The following is a 16906-nucleotide window of genomic DNA, read 5'->3' as shown; positions in this document are numbered from 1 at the left end:
TCAGCCCCCTGCGATAACCTGAAACAGCAGGATCTGGTCGCCGTCATTGACCTGCTGATGTTCCCACTGCTCGCGCGGCAGGATCTGTTGATTGAGCGCCAGCGCCGTTCCCGGCTTGAGCTGACGCAGCTTGTCGAGCAGTGCGGCAACGGTAAGCCCGTCGTCGCATCTCATCGGCTCATCGTTAAACAGAATGCGCATCGCAGCCTCCGCATACCGGGCAGCGGCTGGCGCGGCGTAACGCCAGCTGGCGCCAGCCGCTGGAGCGGGCATCAAACAGCCGCAGCGTATTGCGTTCCGTCTCCATGCCGCTGAGCAGCTTGATAGCCTCCAGCGCCTGCATGGTGCCCATCACGCCGACCACCGGACCCAGAATGCCCGCCGTACGGCAGTTGCGCGTCGGCTCGGCATCGTCCGGCCACAGGCAGCGATAGCAGCCCTGCGTCCACGGTGGCGTCAGAACCATCATTTGCCCGCCGAACCCCACCGCGCTGGCGGTGATAAGCGGCGTATGATTGGCCACGCAGGCGGCGTTGATCGCCTGGCGCGTCGCCATGTTGTCAGTACAGTCCAGCACCACGTCGGCAAGGGCGACTTCACGGTGCAGGCTTTCACCGCTAAGACGCTCCTGTAAGGCAATCAGCTCGATATCCGGGTTAAGCTGGTTCAGCCGCTGCCGGGTGATTTTCGCTTTCGGCTGGTTGATATCGTCGGTAGTAAAGAGGATTTGCCGCTGCAGATTGCTGAGGTGGACCTCATCGTCGTCGGCCAGCACCAGCGTGCCGATGCCCGCACCTGCCAGATAGAGCGCGGCGGGTGCGCCTAATCCTCCCAGGCCAACAATCAGCACCCGGCTGGCGAGCAGTTTTTGCTGGCCGTCGATGGCGATATCCTCCAGCAGGATCTGACGGCTGTAGCGCATAAAGTCGCGATCATTCATCGCCTGCTCCTGCCAGCTGTAACAGCTGTTCGGTGGCGGACCGCCAGTCTGCGGCCTGGGTGATGGCGCTGACGACGGCGATGCTTCCGACGCCGGTCTCCAGCACCGCCGGGGCCCGTTCAAGGCTGATTCCGCCGATGGCGACGGTGGGGTAATCGGCAAGGCGTTTAACGTGACTTGCCAGCTGCGTCAGACCCTGCGGTGCGGAGGGCATCTGCTTGGTTTGCGTCGGGAAGACGTGACCGAGCGCGATGTAAGAGGGACGGGCCGCCAGGGCCACGTCGATCTCCATGTCATCGTGCGTTGACACGCCAAGACGCAGCCCGGCTTCACGGATTGCGCTCAGATCCGTTGTTTCCAGGTCCTCCTGACCCAGATGCACGCCGTACGCCCGGTGCTTAACGGCCAGCCGCCAGTAGTCGTTGATAAACAGGCGGGCGTTATACCGACGCCCCAGCGCAATGGCGGCAACCACATCGGCTTCCACTTCGTCATCGCGCTTATCCTTGATGCGCAGCTGGAGGGTGCGAACGCCTGCCTCCAGCAGTCGCGCTATCCACGCCACGCTGTCCACCACCGGATAGAGCCCTAAACGGTAGGGGACGGGTGGGAAATCGGGCTGGTACATTACGCCTCCTCTTTTTTGAGGTAGATTTCGCCGCCTTTGGCGCGGAAGGTTTCAGACATGTCCGCCATACCCACTTCAATGGTTTGCGTGGCGGCGTAGTCGCGCACTTCCTGGCTGATTTTCATCGAGCAGAATTTTGGTCCGCACATGGAGCAGAAGTGCGCGACTTTGCCCGATTCCTGCGGCAGGGTTTCGTCGTGGTAGGCGCGGGCGGTGAACGGGTCCAGCGCCAGGTTGAACTGATCTTCCCAGCGGAATTCAAAGCGCGCCTTCGACATGGCGTTATCGCGGATTTGCGCGCCCGGGTGGCCTTTGGCCAGATCCGCCGCGTGGGCGGCAATTTTGTAGGTAATCAGCCCCTGCTTCACGTCCTCTTTGTTTGGCAGGCCGAGGTGCTCTTTCGGCGTCACGTAGCAGAGCATGGCGCAGCCGAACCAGCCGATCATCGCCGCGCCAATGCCTGACGTGAAGTGGTCATAGCCCGGCGCGATGTCGGTGGTCAGTGGCCCCAGCGTGTAGAACGGCGCTTCGTGGCAGTGCTCCAGCTCTTCGGTCATGTTGCGGCGGATCATCTGCATCGGCACGTGTCCCGGGCCTTCAATCATCACCTGCACGTCATACTCCCAGGCGATTTTGGTCAGCTCGCCCAGCGTGTGCAGCTCGGCAAACTGTGCTTCGTCGTTAGCATCGCGGATGGAGCCCGGGCGCAGGCCGTCGCCCAGCGACAGAGAGACATCGTACGCGGCGCAGATTTCGCAGATCTCGCGGAAGTGTTCGTAGAGGAAGTTCTCCTGGTGATGGGAGAGGCACCACTTCGCCATGATCGAACCGCCGCGCGAGACGATGCCGGTCAGACGCTTCGCGGTCATCGGCACGTAGCGCAGCAGCACACCCGCGTGAATGGTGAAGTAGTCGACGCCCTGCTCGGCCTGCTCCAGAAGCGTGTCGCGGAACGCTTCCCAGGTCAGATCTTCGGCAATGCCGTTGACCTTCTCCAGCGCCTGATAAATCGGGACGGTGCCAATCGGAACCGGGCTGTTACGCAGGATCCACTCGCGGGTTTCGTGAATGTAGCGGCCGGTGGAGAGATCCATTACCGTGTCCGCGCCCCAGCGCGTTGACCAGACAAGTTTTTCCACCTCTTCTTCGATGGAGGAGGTGACGGCCGAGTTACCGATGTTAGCGTTGACCTTCACCAGGAAGTTGCGGCCAATAATCATCGGCTCGGATTCCGGGTGGTTAATGTTGGCGGGGATAATCGCGCGCCCGGCGGCCACTTCGTCACGCACAAATTCCGGCGTGATGTTCTCCGGCAGGCGCGCGCCAAAGCCCTCTCCCGGATGCTGGTAACGCAGCACTTCGCTGCGGATACGCTCGCGGCCCATGTTCTCGCGGATGGCGATGAACTCCATCTCCGGCGTGACGATCCCCTGGCGGGCGTAGTGCAGCTGGGTCACGCATTTGCCCGCTCTGGCGCGTTTTGGCGTCAGCAGGCCGGTAAAGCGCAGCGCGTCCAGACCGTCGTCGGCCAGGCGTTCTTTGGTGTACGCAGAACTGCGTACGCTGAGTTCTTCGCAGTCGTTACGCGCCTCAATCCACGGTTGGCGCAGCTTTGCCAGACCCTGCTGAACGTTGATCGTAACAGAGGGATCGCCGTACGGGCCGGAGGTGTCATACACCGGTACGGCTTCGTTGTCTTCATACTGCGGATTCTCTTTGCTGCCGCCGATAAGCGTCGGGCTGAGCTGGATTTCGCGCATCGGGACGCGGATATCGGCCTGCGAGCCGGAAATGTAGATGCGTTTCGAGTTTGGGAAAGCGGTGCCTTCCAGGGTGTCGATGAAGTGTTGGGCCTGTGCACGCTGTTCGCGGCGGGTCAGTTTTGCAGTAGACATAGCTCATTCCAAAAGTGAAGGACATGGCTTGTCAGACGACGGATGAAGCAAGAGAGGATCGCCCGGGGGGCGATACAACAGCAGTGTGACTCTTGTTCCCTTCGCAGGTATTAACCTGATCAGGTTCCGCGGATCCCGAATTAACGGTCTCAGCCCGGCTTTCGCTCTGGGCACTCCGACAAGAAAAATCCCCCTCGTGAGAGGGGCGAATGGTTGTAAATTACTCGTTAACGATTAAGAACTCAAGCCGGGCGCGCGACGTTATCTTCGGGACTGGCATCCAGGACGAGGCTAATCAGCCTATCTTCCAGCGTGAATCGCTCCTCCAGCGCTTCACCGAGGTCGGATAACGCCCGCTGAAACTCAAGGTAGTTATCGTGATCGATGGCATTCTCGAGCGTGGAATCATAGTAATCCATGATCTGCTGGGTGTTGGCCTCCAGCAGCGGATAGAGTTTGCTGGCCGCTAAATACGGCGTTGTCCCTTCCATTTCGCGGATAATGCGTTCATAAATATTGAAATGGCCGTCGGACAGATAGTCGACCAGGCCCTGACAAAAATCATCCAGCGCTTTTTCGTTCAGCCGCATAAACGATTCTTTGCCAGGCTTAATGCCGACCAGATTGTAATAGGCCACGAGTAGATGCTTGCGCACATGAAGCCAGCGATCCACCAGTTTGTTACTTCCTCTAACGCGCTCAGTCAGGCTTTCTAGCTGGTTTAACATGGTCGACTCCGCAAAGTGTAGGATTGAATCTGCTTATCCAGAATGTAACCACAATGCTAACAACATGTCAGTGAAGCGAAGGTAGTGCAATAGATATGGATCGTATTATTGAAAAATCAGATCTGGGTTGGTGGATCGTCAGCCACGAACAAAAATTATGGTTGCCCGGTGGAGAACTGCCCTACGGTGCGGCGGCAACGTTCGATCTCGTGGGCCAGCCAGCGCTAAAGATCGGTGAGTGGCAGGGTGAGCCCGTGTGGTTGATCCAGCAAGCGCGTCGTCAGGATATGGGATCCGTTCGCCAGGTGTTGGATCTGGACGTGGGCCTGTTCCAGCTGGCGGGGCGCGGCGTGCAGCTGGCGGAGTTTTATCGCTCGCACAAATACTGCGGCTACTGCGGTCATACCATGCGTCCGAGCAAAACCGAATGGGCGATGCTCTGCAGCCACTGCCGCGAACGCTACTATCCGCAGATTGCGCCGTGCATCATCGTCGCTATCCGCCGGGAGGATTCTATTTTGCTGGCGCAGCATACCCGCCATCGCAACGGCGTTCACACCGTGCTGGCCGGCTTCGTCGAGGTGGGCGAAACGCTGGAGCAGGCGGTGGCGCGCGAGGTGATGGAGGAGAGCGGGATCAAAGTGAAGAACCTGCGCTACGTCACCTCCCAGCCGTGGCCGTTCCCGCAGTCGCTGATGACGGCCTTTATGGCCGAATATGACAGCGGCGAGATCGTTATCGATCAGAAAGAGCTGCTGGACGCGAACTGGTATCGCTACGACGATTTACCGCTGTTACCACCGCCGGGCACCGTGGCGCGCCGGCTGATAGAAGATACCGTAGCGATGTGTCGGGCCGAGTATGAGTAGTGTTACACTGAGGCCATGACGCTTAAGGAACTGCAAAAATGACCGAACTGAAGAACGATCGTTATCTGCGTGCGCTGCTGCGCCAGCCCGTTGATGTCACCCCGGTGTGGATGATGCGCCAGGCGGGACGCTATCTGCCAGAGTACAAAGCCACGCGCGCGCAGGCGGGCGATTTTATGTCGCTGTGCAAAAACGCCGAGCTGGCCTGTGAAGTGACGCTCCAGCCGCTGCGCCGCTTCCCGCTGGATGCGGCGATCCTCTTCTCGGATATTCTGACCATTCCGGATGCCATGGGCCTGGGCCTGTACTTCGAAACCGGTGAAGGCCCGCGTTTCACCTCTCCGATCAAAAGCAAAGCCGACGTGGATAAGCTGCCGATCCCCGATCCGGAAGGCGAACTGGGCTACGTGATGAACGCCGTGCGCACCATTCGCCGCGAGCTGAAAGGCGAAGTGCCGCTGATTGGCTTCTCCGGCAGCCCGTGGACGCTGGCGACCTACATGGTGGAAGGGGGCAGCAGCAAAGCCTTCACCCTGATTAAAAAGATGATGTACGCCGAGCCGCTGGCCCTGCATGCGCTGCTCGACAAGCTGGCGAAGAGCGTTACGCTCTATCTGAACGCGCAGATTAAGGCGGGTGCGCAGTCGGTGATGATTTTCGACACCTGGGGCGGCGTGCTGACCGGCCGCGATTATCAGCAGTTCTCCCTGTACTACATGCATAAAATCGTCGACGGCCTGCTGCGTGAAAATGAAGGTCGCCGCGTGCCGGTGACGCTGTTCACCAAAGGTGGCGGCCAGTGGCTGGAGGCGATGGCGGCCACCGGCTGCGACGCGCTGGGCCTCGACTGGACCACCGATATCGCCGATGCTCGCCGCCGCGTGGGCGACAAAGTGGCGCTGCAGGGCAATATGGACCCATCCATGCTCTATGCACCGCCTGCCCGCATTGAAGAAGAAGTGTCGACTATACTGTCTGGTTTCGGCCAGGGGGAAGGCCACGTCTTTAACCTCGGCCACGGTATTCATCAGGATGTACCGCCAGAGCACGCAGGCGTATTTGTGGAGGCGGTGCATCGGCTTTCTGCCCAGTATCACAAGTAAGGAGTCGTTATGGATCTCGCGTCGCTACGCGCTCAACAAATCGAACTGGCCTCATCGGTGATCCGCGAGGATCGTCTGGATAAGGATCCTCCGCAGTACATTGGCGGAGCAGACGTCGGGTTCGAGCAGGGTGGGGACGTGACGCGAGCGGCGATGGTGGTACTGAAATACCCTTCGCTTGAACTGGTGGAGTACAAGGTCGCGCGTATTGCCACCACCATGCCCTATATTCCCGGCTTTCTCTCCTTTCGCGAATATCCCGCGCTGCTGGCAGCGTGGGAGCAGCTCTCGCAAAAACCTGACCTGCTGTTTGTCGATGGGCATGGGATCTCACACCCGCGCCGTTTAGGCGTTGCCAGCCACTTTGGGCTGCTGGTGGATGTGCCGACCATTGGCGTTGCCAAGAAACGCCTGTGCGGCGCGTTTGAGCCACTCTCCGCCGAGCCGGGCGCGCTGGCACCGCTTATCCATAAAGGCGAGCAGCTGGCGTGGGTCTGGCGCAGCAAGGCTCGCTGTAATCCGCTGTTCATCGCCACCGGCCATCGGGTGAGCATGGACAGCGCTCTGGCGTGGGTACAGCGCTGCATGAAGGGCTACCGTTTACCGGAGCCGACGCGCTGGGCTGACGCGGTGGCCTCTTCGCGTCCGGCTTTTGTTCGTTGGCAGGAAATTCAGCGATGATTCAGGTAAACTGCGCCTAATTTTCGATTCGAGAGATCATCATGCTACAAAACCCGATTCACCTGCGCCTTGAAAAGCTGGAAAGCTGGCAGCACGTCACCTTTATGGCTTGCCTGTGCGAGCGCATGTATCCCAACTATGCCGCGTTCTGCAAGCAGACCGGCTTTGGTGATGGCCATATCTACCGCCGCATTCTGGATCTGATCTGGGAAACGCTGACGGTGAAAGACGCGAAGGTGAATTTCGACTCTCAGCTCGAAAAGCTCGAAGAGGCGATTCCGGTGGCGGATGATTTTGACCTGTACGGCGTCTACCCGGCAATTGATGCCTGTGTGGCGTTAAGCGAATTGCTCCACTCCCGCCTGAGCGGTGAGACGCTGGAGCATGCTATCGAAGTCAGTAAGGCCTCTATCACTACCGTGGCAATGCTGGAAATGACCCAGGAAGGTCGCGAAATGACCGACGAAGAGCTGCGAGCAAACCCGGCCGTTGAGCAAGAATGGGATATCCAGTGGGAAATTTTCCGCCTGCTGGCAGAGTGTGAAGAACGCGATATTGAACTGATAAAAGGGCTGCGCGCGGACTTACGTGAGGCCGGCGAGAGTAATATTGGTATAATTTTTAACCAATGAGATAAGAAAACTTGAGATAACGCCCGTTTTGTCGCTCCTCGACTCTTCCCTTTCGCCCCTTGTCTGGTCTACATTTGGGGGGCGAAAAAAAGTGGCTATCGGTGCGTGTATGCAGGAGAGTGCTTTTTTGGCATTTTCGTCGCACTCGATGCTTAGCAAGCGATAAACACATTGAAAGGATAACTTATGAACAAGACTCAACTGATTGATGTAATTGCGGACAAGGCTGATCTGTCTAAAGTGCAGGCTAAAGCTGCTCTGGAATCTACCCTGGCTGCTATTACTGAGTCTCTGAAAGAAGGCGATGCTGTACAACTGGTTGGTTTCGGTACCTTCAAAGTGAACCACCGCGCTGAGCGTACTGGCCGCAACCCGCAGACCGGTAAAGAAATCAAAATCGCCGCAGCGAACGTGCCGGCATTTGTTTCTGGTAAAGCACTGAAAGACGCAGTTAAGTAAGACGCGTGGCAGTGAACAGTTTTAGCGAAGGGGCGGCAACGCCCCTTTTGTCTTTCTGGCGCGGAACGCTCGCGCTGGCAGGCATGCTGCTGCTGTCAGCCTGTAGCCACGACACCGCTTTGCCGCCGTTTACCGCCAGCGGCTACGCGGACAACCAGGGCGCGGTCAGGATCTGGCGTAAAGATTCCGGCGGCGAAGTGCATCTGCTTTCTGCCTTCAGCCCGTGGCATAGCGGCAATACGTCGACGGCGGAGTATCGCTGGCAGGGAGATGACCTGTCGCTGATTGAGCTGAACGTCTACAGCAAGACCCCCGAACACGTGAAAGTGCGTTTTGACGACCATGGCGAGCTGAGCTTTATGCAGCGCGAAGTCAGCGGTCAAAAACAGCAGCTTTCCAGCGATCAAATCGCACTCTACCGTTACCGTGCCGAACAAATCCGCCAGACCAGCGATGCGCTTCGTCTGGGACGCGTCGTGCTGCGCCAGGGGCGCTGGCATAACGACGGGACGGTGACGACCTGCGAAGGGCAAACGGTCAAGCCTGAGCTTGAGTCCTGGGCGACCGAACACATTCAACGCCGTCAGCGTCATTCATCAATGGAAGTGAGTGTGGCGTGGCTTGAGGCGCCGGAAGGTTCTCAATTGCTATTGGTGGCGAACGAAGACTTCTGCACCTGGCAGCCGACAGAGAAGAGTTTCTGAGTTCTGTGGATTAAGCCGGATGGCGCTAACGCTTATCCGGCCTACGAACGATCCCCTCTCCCTTTGGGAGAGGGTTAGGGTGAGGTGAGGGGGAATTACTCCCCCTGCTCGCGCGCAATCGCGCGATAGCCGATATCCTGACGGCTAAAGCTACCGTTCCAGTGAATATCCGCCATCAGCGCATAGGCGCGCTTCTGCGCTTCTGCCACGGTATGGCCCAGCGCGGTTGCACACAGCACGCGGCCGCCGTTGGTCAGAACGCGATCGTCCTCAGCCAGCTTCGTACCGGCGTGGAACACCTTCGCACCTTCCCTCTCTTCCAGCGGCAGACCGTGGATTTCATCTCCGGTGCTGTAGTTGCCCGGATAACCACCCGCAGCAATCACCACGCCGAGAGACGCACGCTCGTCCCACTCGGAGGTTTTCTCGTCCAGCTTGCCATCGCAGGCTGCCAGGCACAGATCCACCAGATCGGATTTCATGCGCAGCATGATTGGCTGCGTTTCCGGATCGCCAAAGCGGCAGTTGAATTCGATGACCTTAGGGTTACCCTGCTTGTCGATCATCAGACCTGCGTAAAGGAAACCGGTGTAGGTATTCCCTTCTGCTGCCATTCCCTTCACGGTAGGCCAGATGATGCGATCCATGGTGCGCTGGTGAACGTCGTCAGTCACGACCGGAGCAGGGGAGTAAGCGCCCATCCCGCCGGTGTTAGGACCCGTGTCGCCATTACCTACACGCTTGTGATCCTGGCTGGTAGCCATCGGCAGAACGTGCTCGCCGTCGACCATGACGATAAAGCTCGCCTCTTCACCGTCGAGGAACTCTTCAATCACGATGCGGTGGCCCGCATCGCCAAAGGCGTTACCTGCCAGCATGTCCTGAACCGCGGCTTCGGCTTCGTCGAGCGTCATCGCGACGATCACGCCTTTACCGGCGGCCAGACCGTCGGCCTTGATAACAATCGGCGCGCCCTTCTCACGTAAGTAGGCCAGAGCAGGCTCCACTTCAGTGAAATTCTGATATTCCGCCGTCGGGATGTTATGACGCGCGAGGAAATCTTTGGTGAAGGCTTTGGAGCCTTCCAGCTGAGCGGCGCCTTCCGTTGGGCCGAAGATTTTCAGGCCCGCTGCGCGGAACGCATCCACCACGCCAATCACCAGCGGCGCTTCCGGGCCGACGATGGTCAGGTCGATTTTCTCGCTTTGGGCAAAACTCAGCAGCGCCGGAATGTCGGTCACGCCGATAGCCACGTTCTGCAGCGCGGGTTCCAGTGCGGTACCGGCGTTGCCCGGTGCCACGAAGACCGTTTTCACCAGCGGAGACTGCGCCGCTTTCCACGCCAGCGCGTGCTCGCGTCCGCCGTTACCAATCACTAATACTTTCATTTTCAGCTCCGGGAATTAATGTCGGAAGTGGCGCATGTCGGTGAAGATCATCGCAATGCCGTGTTCGTCGGCGGCGGCAATTACTTCGTCGTCGCGGATTGAGCCGCCAGGCTGGATCACGCAGGTGATGCCGACTGCAGCTGCCGCATCGATACCGTCACGGAACGGGAAGAACGCGTCAGAAGCCATGGCAGAGCCTTTCACTTCCAGACCTTCATCGCCTGCTTTAATGCCCGCGATTTTCGCGGAGTAGACGCGGCTCATCTGGCCAGCACCTATTCCGATGGTCATATTCTCTTTCGCGTAGACGATGGCGTTGGATTTGACGAACTTCGCCACTTTCCAGCAGAACAGCGCGTCACGCAGCTCCTGTTCGCTCGGCTGACGTTTGGTTACCACGCGCAGGTCGGCTTCTGTCACCATACCCAGATCGCGATCCTGAACCAGCAGACCGCCGTTCACGCGTTTGAAGTCCAGGCCCGGCACGCGTTGTGCCCACTGGCCGCAAACCAGTACGCGCACGTTCTGTTTTGCCGCGGTGATTTTCAGCGCGTCTTCGGAGGCCGATGGCGCGATGATCACTTCGACAAACTGGCGGGAGATGATGGCCTGAGCCGTTTCAGCATCCAGCTCGCGGTTGAAGGCGATAATGCCGCCGAACGCAGAGGTCGGGTCGGTTTTGTAGGCGCGATCGTAGGCATCCAGAATAGAGGTGCTCACGGCAACGCCGCATGGGTTCGCATGCTTGACGATAACGCAGGCCGGCTCGCTGAACTCTTTCACGCATTCCAGCGCCGCGTCGGTGTCGGCAATGTTGTTATAGGAGAGCGCTTTGCCCTGCACCTGCTGAGCGGTTGCAACAGAGGCTTCTTTTACCTCTTCTTCTATATAGAAGGCTGCTTGCTGGTGGCTGTTCTCACCGTAACGCATATCCTGCTTCTTAATGAAGTTCAGGTTCAGGGTGCGCGGGAAGCGGCCGGAAGGATCTTTGCTTTCACCGTGGTAAGCCGGTACCAGGCTACCGAAGTAGTTGGCGATCATGCTGTCGTACGCCGCGGTGTGTTCGAAGGCTTTGATGGCGAGGTCGAAACGCGTTTCCAGGGTCAGCGACCCTTCGTTGGCATCCATCTCATTAATAATGGTTTCGTAATCGCTGCTCTTTACGACGATGGCCACATCTTTATGGTTCTTGGCCGCGGAGCGCACCATGGTCGGGCCGCCGATATCAATGTTCTCTACAGCATCTTCCAGAGAGCAGCCTTCGCGGGCAACGGTCTGGGCAAACGGGTAGAGGTTAACGACAACCATGTCGATCGGCGCGATGTCGTGCTGTTCCATAATGGCGTCGTCCTGGCCGCGACGGCCAAGAATACCGCCGTGGACTTTCGGATGCAGGGTTTTGACGCGTCCATCCATCATTTCCGGGAAACCGGTGTAATCGGACACTTCGGTTACCGGCAGACCTTTATCTGCTAACAGGCGAGCGGTACCGCCTGTGGAAAGCAGCTCCACACCGCGTGCAGAAAGTGCCTGAGCGAATTCGACGATACCGGCTTTATCAGAAACACTGAGCAGAGCGCGGCGGACTGGACGACGTTGTTGCATGGTAAATCCCCTGGATTTCACGATTACAGAGAGCGTTAGATGAATTTTCCTGTGAAAAACTCATCTAACACACCTGACGAGGCATCCTTGTTAAGCGCGAGCATTTTAACGAAAACGTTTGCGCAACGCTCGCACATTTTTACTTTTTCGTATCATTGTGGATAAGTCTGTGTGTAAAAAGGTATAAGGCGGGGTTTTGCTGTGGAATGCAGCAGTCAGTCATTTTTCTGTCATTTAGCGGTTGCGGCCTGCGGAGAACTCCCTATAATGCGCCTCCATCGACACGGCGGATGTGAATCACTTCACAGACAACGCGGTCGGTTGAAGAGAAAAAATCCTGAAATAACGGGTTGACTCTGAAAGAGGAAAGCGTAATATACGCCACCTCGCAACGGTGAGCGAAAGCCGCGTTGCACTGCTCTTTAACAATTTATCAGACAATCTGTGTGGGCACTCAAAGTGACATGGATTCTTAATGTCTTCGGACAATAAATGAATACCAAGTCTCTGAGTGAACATACGTAATTCATTACGAAGTTTAATTCACGAGCATCAAACTTAAATTGAAGAGTTTGATCATGGCTCAGATTGAACGCTGGCGGCAGGCCTAACACATGCAAGTCGAGCGGCAGCGGAAAGTAGCTTGCTACTTTGCCGGCGAGCGGCGGACGGGTGAGTAATGTCTGGGAAACTGCCTGATGGAGGGGGATAACTACTGGAAACGGTAGCTAATACCGCATAATGTCGCAAGACCAAAGAGGGGGACCTTCGGGCCTCTTGCCATCAGATGTGCCCAGATGGGATTAGCTAGTAGGTGGGGTAATGGCTCACCTAGGCGACGATCCCTAGCTGGTCTGAGAGGATGACCAGCCACACTGGAACTGAGACACGGTCCAGACTCCTACGGGAGGCAGCAGTGGGGAATATTGCACAATGGGCGCAAGCCTGATGCAGCCATGCCGCGTGTATGAAGAAGGCCTTCGGGTTGTAAAGTACTTTCAGCGGGGAGGAAGGTGTTGAGGTTAATAACCTCAGCAATTGACGTTACCCGCAGAAGAAGCACCGGCTAACTCCGTGCCAGCAGCCGCGGTAATACGGAGGGTGCAAGCGTTAATCGGAATTACTGGGCGTAAAGCGCACGCAGGCGGTCTGTCAAGTCGGATGTGAAATCCCCGGGCTCAACCTGGGAACTGCATTCGAAACTGGCAGGCTAGAGTCTTGTAGAGGGGGGTAGAATTCCAGGTGTAGCGGTGAAATGCGTAGAGATCTGGAGGAATACCGGTGGCGAAGGCGGCCCCCTGGACAAAGACTGACGCTCAGGTGCGAAAGCGTGGGGAGCAAACAGGATTAGATACCCTGGTAGTCCACGCCGTAAACGATGTCGACTTGGAGGTTGTGCCCTTGAGGCGTGGCTTCCGGAGCTAACGCGTTAAGTCGACCGCCTGGGGAGTACGGCCGCAAGGTTAAAACTCAAATGAATTGACGGGGGCCCGCACAAGCGGTGGAGCATGTGGTTTAATTCGATGCAACGCGAAGAACCTTACCTACTCTTGACATCCAGAGAACTTTCCAGAGATGGATTGGTGCCTTCGGGAACTCTGAGACAGGTGCTGCATGGCTGTCGTCAGCTCGTGTTGTGAAATGTTGGGTTAAGTCCCGCAACGAGCGCAACCCTTATCCTTTGTTGCCAGCGGTTAGGCCGGGAACTCAAAGGAGACTGCCAGTGATAAACTGGAGGAAGGTGGGGATGACGTCAAGTCATCATGGCCCTTACGAGTAGGGCTACACACGTGCTACAATGGCGCATACAAAGAGAAGCGACCTCGCGAGAGCAAGCGGACCTCATAAAGTGCGTCGTAGTCCGGATTGGAGTCTGCAACTCGACTCCATGAAGTCGGAATCGCTAGTAATCGTAGATCAGAATGCTACGGTGAATACGTTCCCGGGCCTTGTACACACCGCCCGTCACACCATGGGAGTGGGTTGCAAAAGAAGTAGGTAGCTTAACCTTCGGGAGGGCGCTTACCACTTTGTGATTCATGACTGGGGTGAAGTCGTAACAAGGTAACCGTAGGGGAACCTGCGGTTGGATCACCTCCTTACCTTAAAGAACCTGCCTTTGCAGTGCTCACACAGATTGTCTGATGAATGATAAACTTCTGAATGTACTTTTGAGTGCATTAAGAAGTTTTGCTCTTTAAAAATCTGGATCAAGCTGAAAATTGAAACGACACATCTTAAATGGTGTGTTCGAGTCTCTCAAATTTTCGCAATCATGAAGTGAAACATCTTCGGGTTGTGAGGTTAAGCGACTAAGCGTACACGGTGGATGCCCTGGCAGTCAGAGGCGATGAAGGACGTGCTAATCTGCGAAAAGCGCCGGCGAGGTGATATGAACCTTTGACCCGGCGATGTCCGAATGGGGAAACCCAGTGCAATTCGTTGCACTATCGTTAACTGAATACATAGGTTAACGAGGCGAACCGGGGGAACTGAAACATCTAAGTACCCCGAGGAAAAGAAATCAACCGAGATTCCCCCAGTAGCGGCGAGCGAACGGGGAGCAGCCCAGAGTCTGAATCAGTTTGTGTGTTAGTGGAAGCGTCTGGAAAGTCGCACGGTACAGGGTGACAGTCCCGTACACGAAAACACACAGGTTGTGAACTCGAAGAGTAGGGCGGGACACGTGATATCCTGTCTGAATATGGGGGGACCATCCTCCAAGGCTAAATACTCCTGACTGACCGATAGTGAACCAGTACCGTGAGGGAAAGGCGAAAAGAACCCCGGCGAGGGGAGTGAAAAAGAACCTGAAACCGTGTACGTACAAGCAGTGGGAGCACCTTCGTGGTGTGACTGCGTACCTTTTGTATAATGGGTCAGCGACTTATATTCTGTAGCAAGGTTAACCGTATAGGGGAGCCGAAGGGAAACCGAGTCTTAACTGGGCGTTAAGTTGCAGGGTATAGACCCGAAACCCGGTGATCTAGCCATGGGCAGGTTGAAGGTTGGGTAACACTAACTGGAGGACCGAACCGACTAATGTTGAAAAATTAGCGGATGACTTGTGGCTGGGGGTGAAAGGCCAATCAAACCGGGAGATAGCTGGTTCTCCCCGAAAGCTATTTAGGTAGCGCCTCGTGAACTCATCTTCGGGGGTAGAGCACTGTTTCGGCTAGGGGGCCATCCCGGCTTACCAACCCGATGCAAACTACGAATACCGAAGAATGTTATCACGGGAGACACACGGCGGGTGCTAACGTCCGTCGTGAAGAGGGAAACAACCCAGACCGCCAGCTAAGGTCCCAAAGTCATGGTTAAGTGGGAAACGATGTGGGAAGGCACAGACAGCCAGGATGTTGGCTTAGAAGCAGCCATCATTTAAAGAAAGCGTAATAGCTCACTGGTCGAGTCGGCCTGCGCGGAAGATGTAACGGGGCTAAACCATGCACCGAAGCTGCGGCAGCGACGCTTATGCGTTGTTGGGTAGGGGAGCGTTCTGTAAGCCGTTGAAGGTGTGCTGTGAGGCATGCTGGAGGTATCAGAAGTGCGAATGCTGACATAAGTAACGATAAAGCGGGTGAAAAGCCCGCTCGCCGGAAGACCAAGGGTTCCTGTCCAACGTTAATCGGGGCAGGGTGAGTCGACCCCTAAGGCGAGGCCGAAAGGCGTAGTCGATGGGAAACAGGTTAATATTCCTGTACTTGGTGTTACTGCGAAGGGGGGACGGAGAAGGCTATGTTAGCCGGGCGACGGTTGTCCCGGTTTAAGCATGTAGGCGGAGGTTCCAGGTAAATCCGGTACCTTTTAACGCTGAGGTGTGATGACGAGGCACTACGGTGCTGAAGTAACAAATGCCCTGCTTCCAGGAAAAGCCTCTAAGCATCAGGTAACATTAAATCGTACCCCAAACCGACACAGGTGGTCAGGTAGAGAATACCAAGGCGCTTGAGAGAACTCGGGTGAAGGAACTAGGCAAAATGGTGCCGTAACTTCGGGAGAAGGCACGCTGATATGTAGGTGAAGCCCCTGCGGGTGGAGCTGAAATCAGTCGAAGATACCAGCTGGCTGCAACTGTTTATTAAAAACACAGCACTGTGCAAACACGAAAGTGGACGTATACGGTGTGACGCCTGCCCGGTGCCGGAAGGTTAATTGATGGGGTTAGCGGCAACGCGAAGCTCTTGATCGAAGCCCCGGTAAACGGCGGCCGTAACTATAACGGTCCTAAGGTAGCGAAATTCCTTGTCGGGTAAGTTCCGACCTGCACGAATGGCGTAATGATGGCCAGGCTGTCTCCACCCGAGACTCAGTGAAATTGAACTCGCTGTGAAGATGCAGTGTACCCGCGGCAAGACGGAAAGACCCCGTGAACCTTTACTATAGCTTGACACTGAACACTGGTCCTTGATGTGTAGGATAGGTGGGAGGCTTTGAAGTGTGGACGCCAGTCTGCGTGGAGCCGTCCTTGAAATACCACCCTTTAATGGCTGGTGTTCTAACGTAGACCCGTGATCCGGGTTGCGGACAGTGTCTGGTGGGTAGTTTGACTGGGGCGGTCTCCTCCCAAAGAGTAACGGAGGAGCACGAAGGTTAGCTAATCCTGGTCGGACATCAGGAGGTTAGTGCAATGGCATAAGCTAGCTTGACTGCGAGAGTGACGGCTCGAGCAGGTGCGAAAGCAGGTCATAGTGATCCGGTGGTTCTGAATGGAAGGGCCATCGCTCAACGGATAAAAGGTACTCCGGGGATAACAGGCTGATACCGCCCAAGAGTTCATATCGACGGCGGTGTTTGGCACCTCGATGTCGGCTCATCACATCCTGGGGCTGAAGTAGGTCCCAAGGGTATGGCTGTTCGCCATTTAAAGTGGTACGCGAGCTGGGTTTAGAACGTCGTGAGACAGTTCGGTCCCTATCTGCCGTGGGCGCTGGAGAATTGAGGGGGGCTGCTCCTAGTACGAGAGGACCGGAGTGGACGCATCACTGGTGTTCGGGTTGTCATGCCAATGGCACTGCCCGGTAGCTAAATGCGGAAAAGATAAGTGCTGAAAGCATCTAAGCACGAAACTTGCCCCGAGATGAGTTCTCCCTGACTCCTTGAGAGTCCTGAAGGAACGTTGAAGACGACGACGTTGATAGGTCGGGTGTGTAAGCGCAGCGATGCGTTGAGCTAACCGATACTAATGAACCGTGAGGCTTAACCTTACAACGCCGAAGATGTTTTGGCGAAGAGACACGAACATTATTCAGCCTTGATACAGATTAAACAGAA

Annotated in this window: 13 protein-coding genes, 2 rRNA genes and 1 riboswitch; of the genes, 8 read left to right on the top strand and 7 right to left on the bottom strand. The window is 56.5% G+C overall.

The window, feature by feature from the left end:
• The 5 genes from thiS to CWR52_RS11350 form a co-directional block, all read right to left on the bottom strand.
• Positions 1-201, bottom strand: coding sequence for a sulfur carrier protein ThiS (gene thiS / locus CWR52_RS11370; protein WP_104949695.1), 201 nt, complete (start codon positions 199-201; stop codon positions 1-3).
• Complete coding sequence (locus CWR52_RS11365) at positions 185-940, bottom strand: HesA/MoeB/ThiF family protein (protein WP_104949694.1); 756 nt, start codon at positions 938-940, stop codon at positions 185-187. Before CWR52_RS11365 ends, thiS begins: the two co-directional genes overlap by 17 nt.
• Positions 933-1568 carry a thiamine phosphate synthase gene (gene thiE, locus CWR52_RS11360; RefSeq protein WP_104949693.1) on the bottom strand — a complete coding sequence of 212 codons (636 nt, stop codon included), beginning with the start codon at positions 1566-1568 and terminating at the stop codon, positions 933-935. Before thiE ends, CWR52_RS11365 begins: the two co-directional genes overlap by 8 nt.
• Positions 1568-3463 carry a phosphomethylpyrimidine synthase ThiC gene (gene thiC, locus CWR52_RS11355; protein WP_104949692.1) on the bottom strand — a complete coding sequence of 632 codons (1896 nt, stop codon included), beginning with the start codon at positions 3461-3463 and terminating at the stop codon, positions 1568-1570. Before thiC ends, thiE begins: the two co-directional genes overlap by 1 nt.
• 79 nt (positions 3464-3542) lie before the next feature.
• A riboswitch (TPP riboswitch) is annotated at positions 3543-3651 on the bottom strand.
• A gap of 54 nt (positions 3652-3705) precedes the next feature.
• Positions 3706-4191, bottom strand: a complete 486-nt coding sequence (locus tag CWR52_RS11350; RefSeq protein WP_045909516.1) for an Rsd/AlgQ family anti-sigma factor — start codon at positions 4189-4191, stop codon at positions 3706-3708.
• A gap of 95 nt (positions 4192-4286) precedes the next feature.
• Between CWR52_RS11350 and nudC the strand changes: the two genes are divergently transcribed.
• The 6 genes from nudC (at position 4287) to CWR52_RS11320 (ending at position 8639) form a co-directional block, all read left to right on the top strand.
• A complete protein-coding gene (nudC, locus tag CWR52_RS11345) occupies positions 4287-5060 on the top strand; it encodes an NAD(+) diphosphatase (RefSeq protein WP_104949691.1) in 774 nt (257 codons plus the stop codon).
• Positions 5061-5098: 38 nt separating this feature from the next.
• Positions 5099-6163 carry a uroporphyrinogen decarboxylase gene (gene hemE / locus CWR52_RS11340; protein WP_024908252.1) on the top strand — a complete coding sequence of 355 codons (1065 nt, stop codon included), beginning with the start codon at positions 5099-5101 and terminating at the stop codon, positions 6161-6163.
• A 9-nt stretch (positions 6164-6172) separates the two neighbouring features.
• Positions 6173-6844 (top strand): deoxyribonuclease V, encoded by a 672-nt coding sequence (gene nfi / locus CWR52_RS11335; RefSeq protein ID WP_021242964.1) that lies wholly within the window; start codon positions 6173-6175, stop codon positions 6842-6844.
• 41 nt (positions 6845-6885) lie between these two features.
• Positions 6886-7476 carry a YjaG family protein gene (locus CWR52_RS11330; protein WP_008503468.1) on the top strand — a complete coding sequence of 197 codons (591 nt, stop codon included), beginning with the start codon at positions 6886-6888 and terminating at the stop codon, positions 7474-7476.
• Positions 7477-7662: 186 nt separating this feature from the next.
• Complete coding sequence (gene hupA / locus CWR52_RS11325; protein ID WP_002445246.1) at positions 7663-7935, top strand: nucleoid-associated protein HU-alpha; 273 nt, start codon at positions 7663-7665, stop codon at positions 7933-7935.
• 11 nt (positions 7936-7946) lie between these two features.
• On the top strand, positions 7947-8639 hold the full coding sequence (locus tag CWR52_RS11320) for a DUF1481 domain-containing protein (protein WP_045909513.1): 693 nt from the start codon (positions 7947-7949) through the stop codon (positions 8637-8639).
• Between the two features lie 95 nt (positions 8640-8734).
• Here CWR52_RS11320 and purD read toward each other — a convergent pair whose 3' ends face one another.
• Together purD and purH are read right to left on the bottom strand one after the other, a co-directional pair.
• The gene (gene purD / locus CWR52_RS11315) at positions 8735-10027 is read right to left on the bottom strand and encodes a phosphoribosylamine--glycine ligase (protein WP_045909512.1); all 1293 of its coding nucleotides are present in this window, start codon (positions 10025-10027) and stop codon (positions 8735-8737) included.
• A 15-nt stretch (positions 10028-10042) separates the two neighbouring features.
• Positions 10043-11632 carry a bifunctional phosphoribosylaminoimidazolecarboxamide formyltransferase/IMP cyclohydrolase gene (gene purH / locus CWR52_RS11310; RefSeq protein ID WP_104949690.1) on the bottom strand — a complete coding sequence of 530 codons (1590 nt, stop codon included), beginning with the start codon at positions 11630-11632 and terminating at the stop codon, positions 10043-10045.
• Between the two features lie 560 nt (positions 11633-12192).
• On the opposite strand from purH, the gene CWR52_RS11305 reads away from it, so the two are divergent.
• Together CWR52_RS11305 and CWR52_RS11300 are read left to right on the top strand one after the other, a co-directional pair.
• Positions 12193-13734 (top strand): 16S ribosomal RNA (locus tag CWR52_RS11305).
• 200 nt (positions 13735-13934) lie between these two features.
• Positions 13935-16839: ribosomal RNA gene (locus CWR52_RS11300) — 23S ribosomal RNA — on the top strand.
• Together the 16S and 23S rRNA genes form the textbook arrangement of a ribosomal RNA operon.
• Positions 16840-16906 lie beyond the last annotated feature (67 nt).

The organism is Enterobacter sp. SGAir0187 (assembly GCF_002952735.2).
GTDB lineage: Bacteria > Pseudomonadota > Gammaproteobacteria > Enterobacterales > Enterobacteriaceae > Enterobacter > Enterobacter quasiroggenkampii.
This window is presented reverse-complemented; position numbering and strand designations above follow the sequence as displayed.

Excerpts from the sequence above, each read along its gene's own strand:
- thiS (WP_104949695.1), bottom strand. The coding sequence starts at position 201 with ATGCGCATTCTGTTTAACGATGAGCCGATGAGATGCGACGACGGGCTT.
- CWR52_RS11365 (WP_104949694.1), bottom strand. The coding sequence starts at position 940 with ATGAATGATCGCGACTTTATGCGCTACAGCCGTCAGATCCTGCTGGAG.
- thiE (WP_104949693.1), bottom strand. The coding sequence starts at position 1,568 with ATGTACCAGCCCGATTTCCCACCCGTCCCCTACCGTTTAGGGCTCTAT.
- thiC (WP_104949692.1), bottom strand. The coding sequence starts at position 3,463 with ATGTCTACTGCAAAACTGACCCGCCGCGAACAGCGTGCACAGGCCCAA.
- CWR52_RS11350 (WP_045909516.1), bottom strand. The coding sequence starts at position 4,191 with ATGTTAAACCAGCTAGAAAGCCTGACTGAGCGCGTTAGAGGAAGTAAC.
- nudC (WP_104949691.1), top strand. The coding sequence starts at position 4,287 with ATGGATCGTATTATTGAAAAATCAGATCTGGGTTGGTGGATCGTCAGC.
- hemE (WP_024908252.1), top strand. The coding sequence starts at position 5,099 with ATGACCGAACTGAAGAACGATCGTTATCTGCGTGCGCTGCTGCGCCAG.
- nfi (WP_021242964.1), top strand. The coding sequence starts at position 6,173 with ATGGATCTCGCGTCGCTACGCGCTCAACAAATCGAACTGGCCTCATCG.
- CWR52_RS11330 (WP_008503468.1), top strand. The coding sequence starts at position 6,886 with ATGCTACAAAACCCGATTCACCTGCGCCTTGAAAAGCTGGAAAGCTGG.
- hupA (WP_002445246.1), top strand. The coding sequence starts at position 7,663 with ATGAACAAGACTCAACTGATTGATGTAATTGCGGACAAGGCTGATCTG.
- purD (WP_045909512.1), bottom strand. The coding sequence starts at position 10,027 with ATGAAAGTATTAGTGATTGGTAACGGCGGACGCGAGCACGCGCTGGCG.
- purH (WP_104949690.1), bottom strand. The coding sequence starts at position 11,632 with ATGCAACAACGTCGTCCAGTCCGCCGCGCTCTGCTCAGTGTTTCTGAT.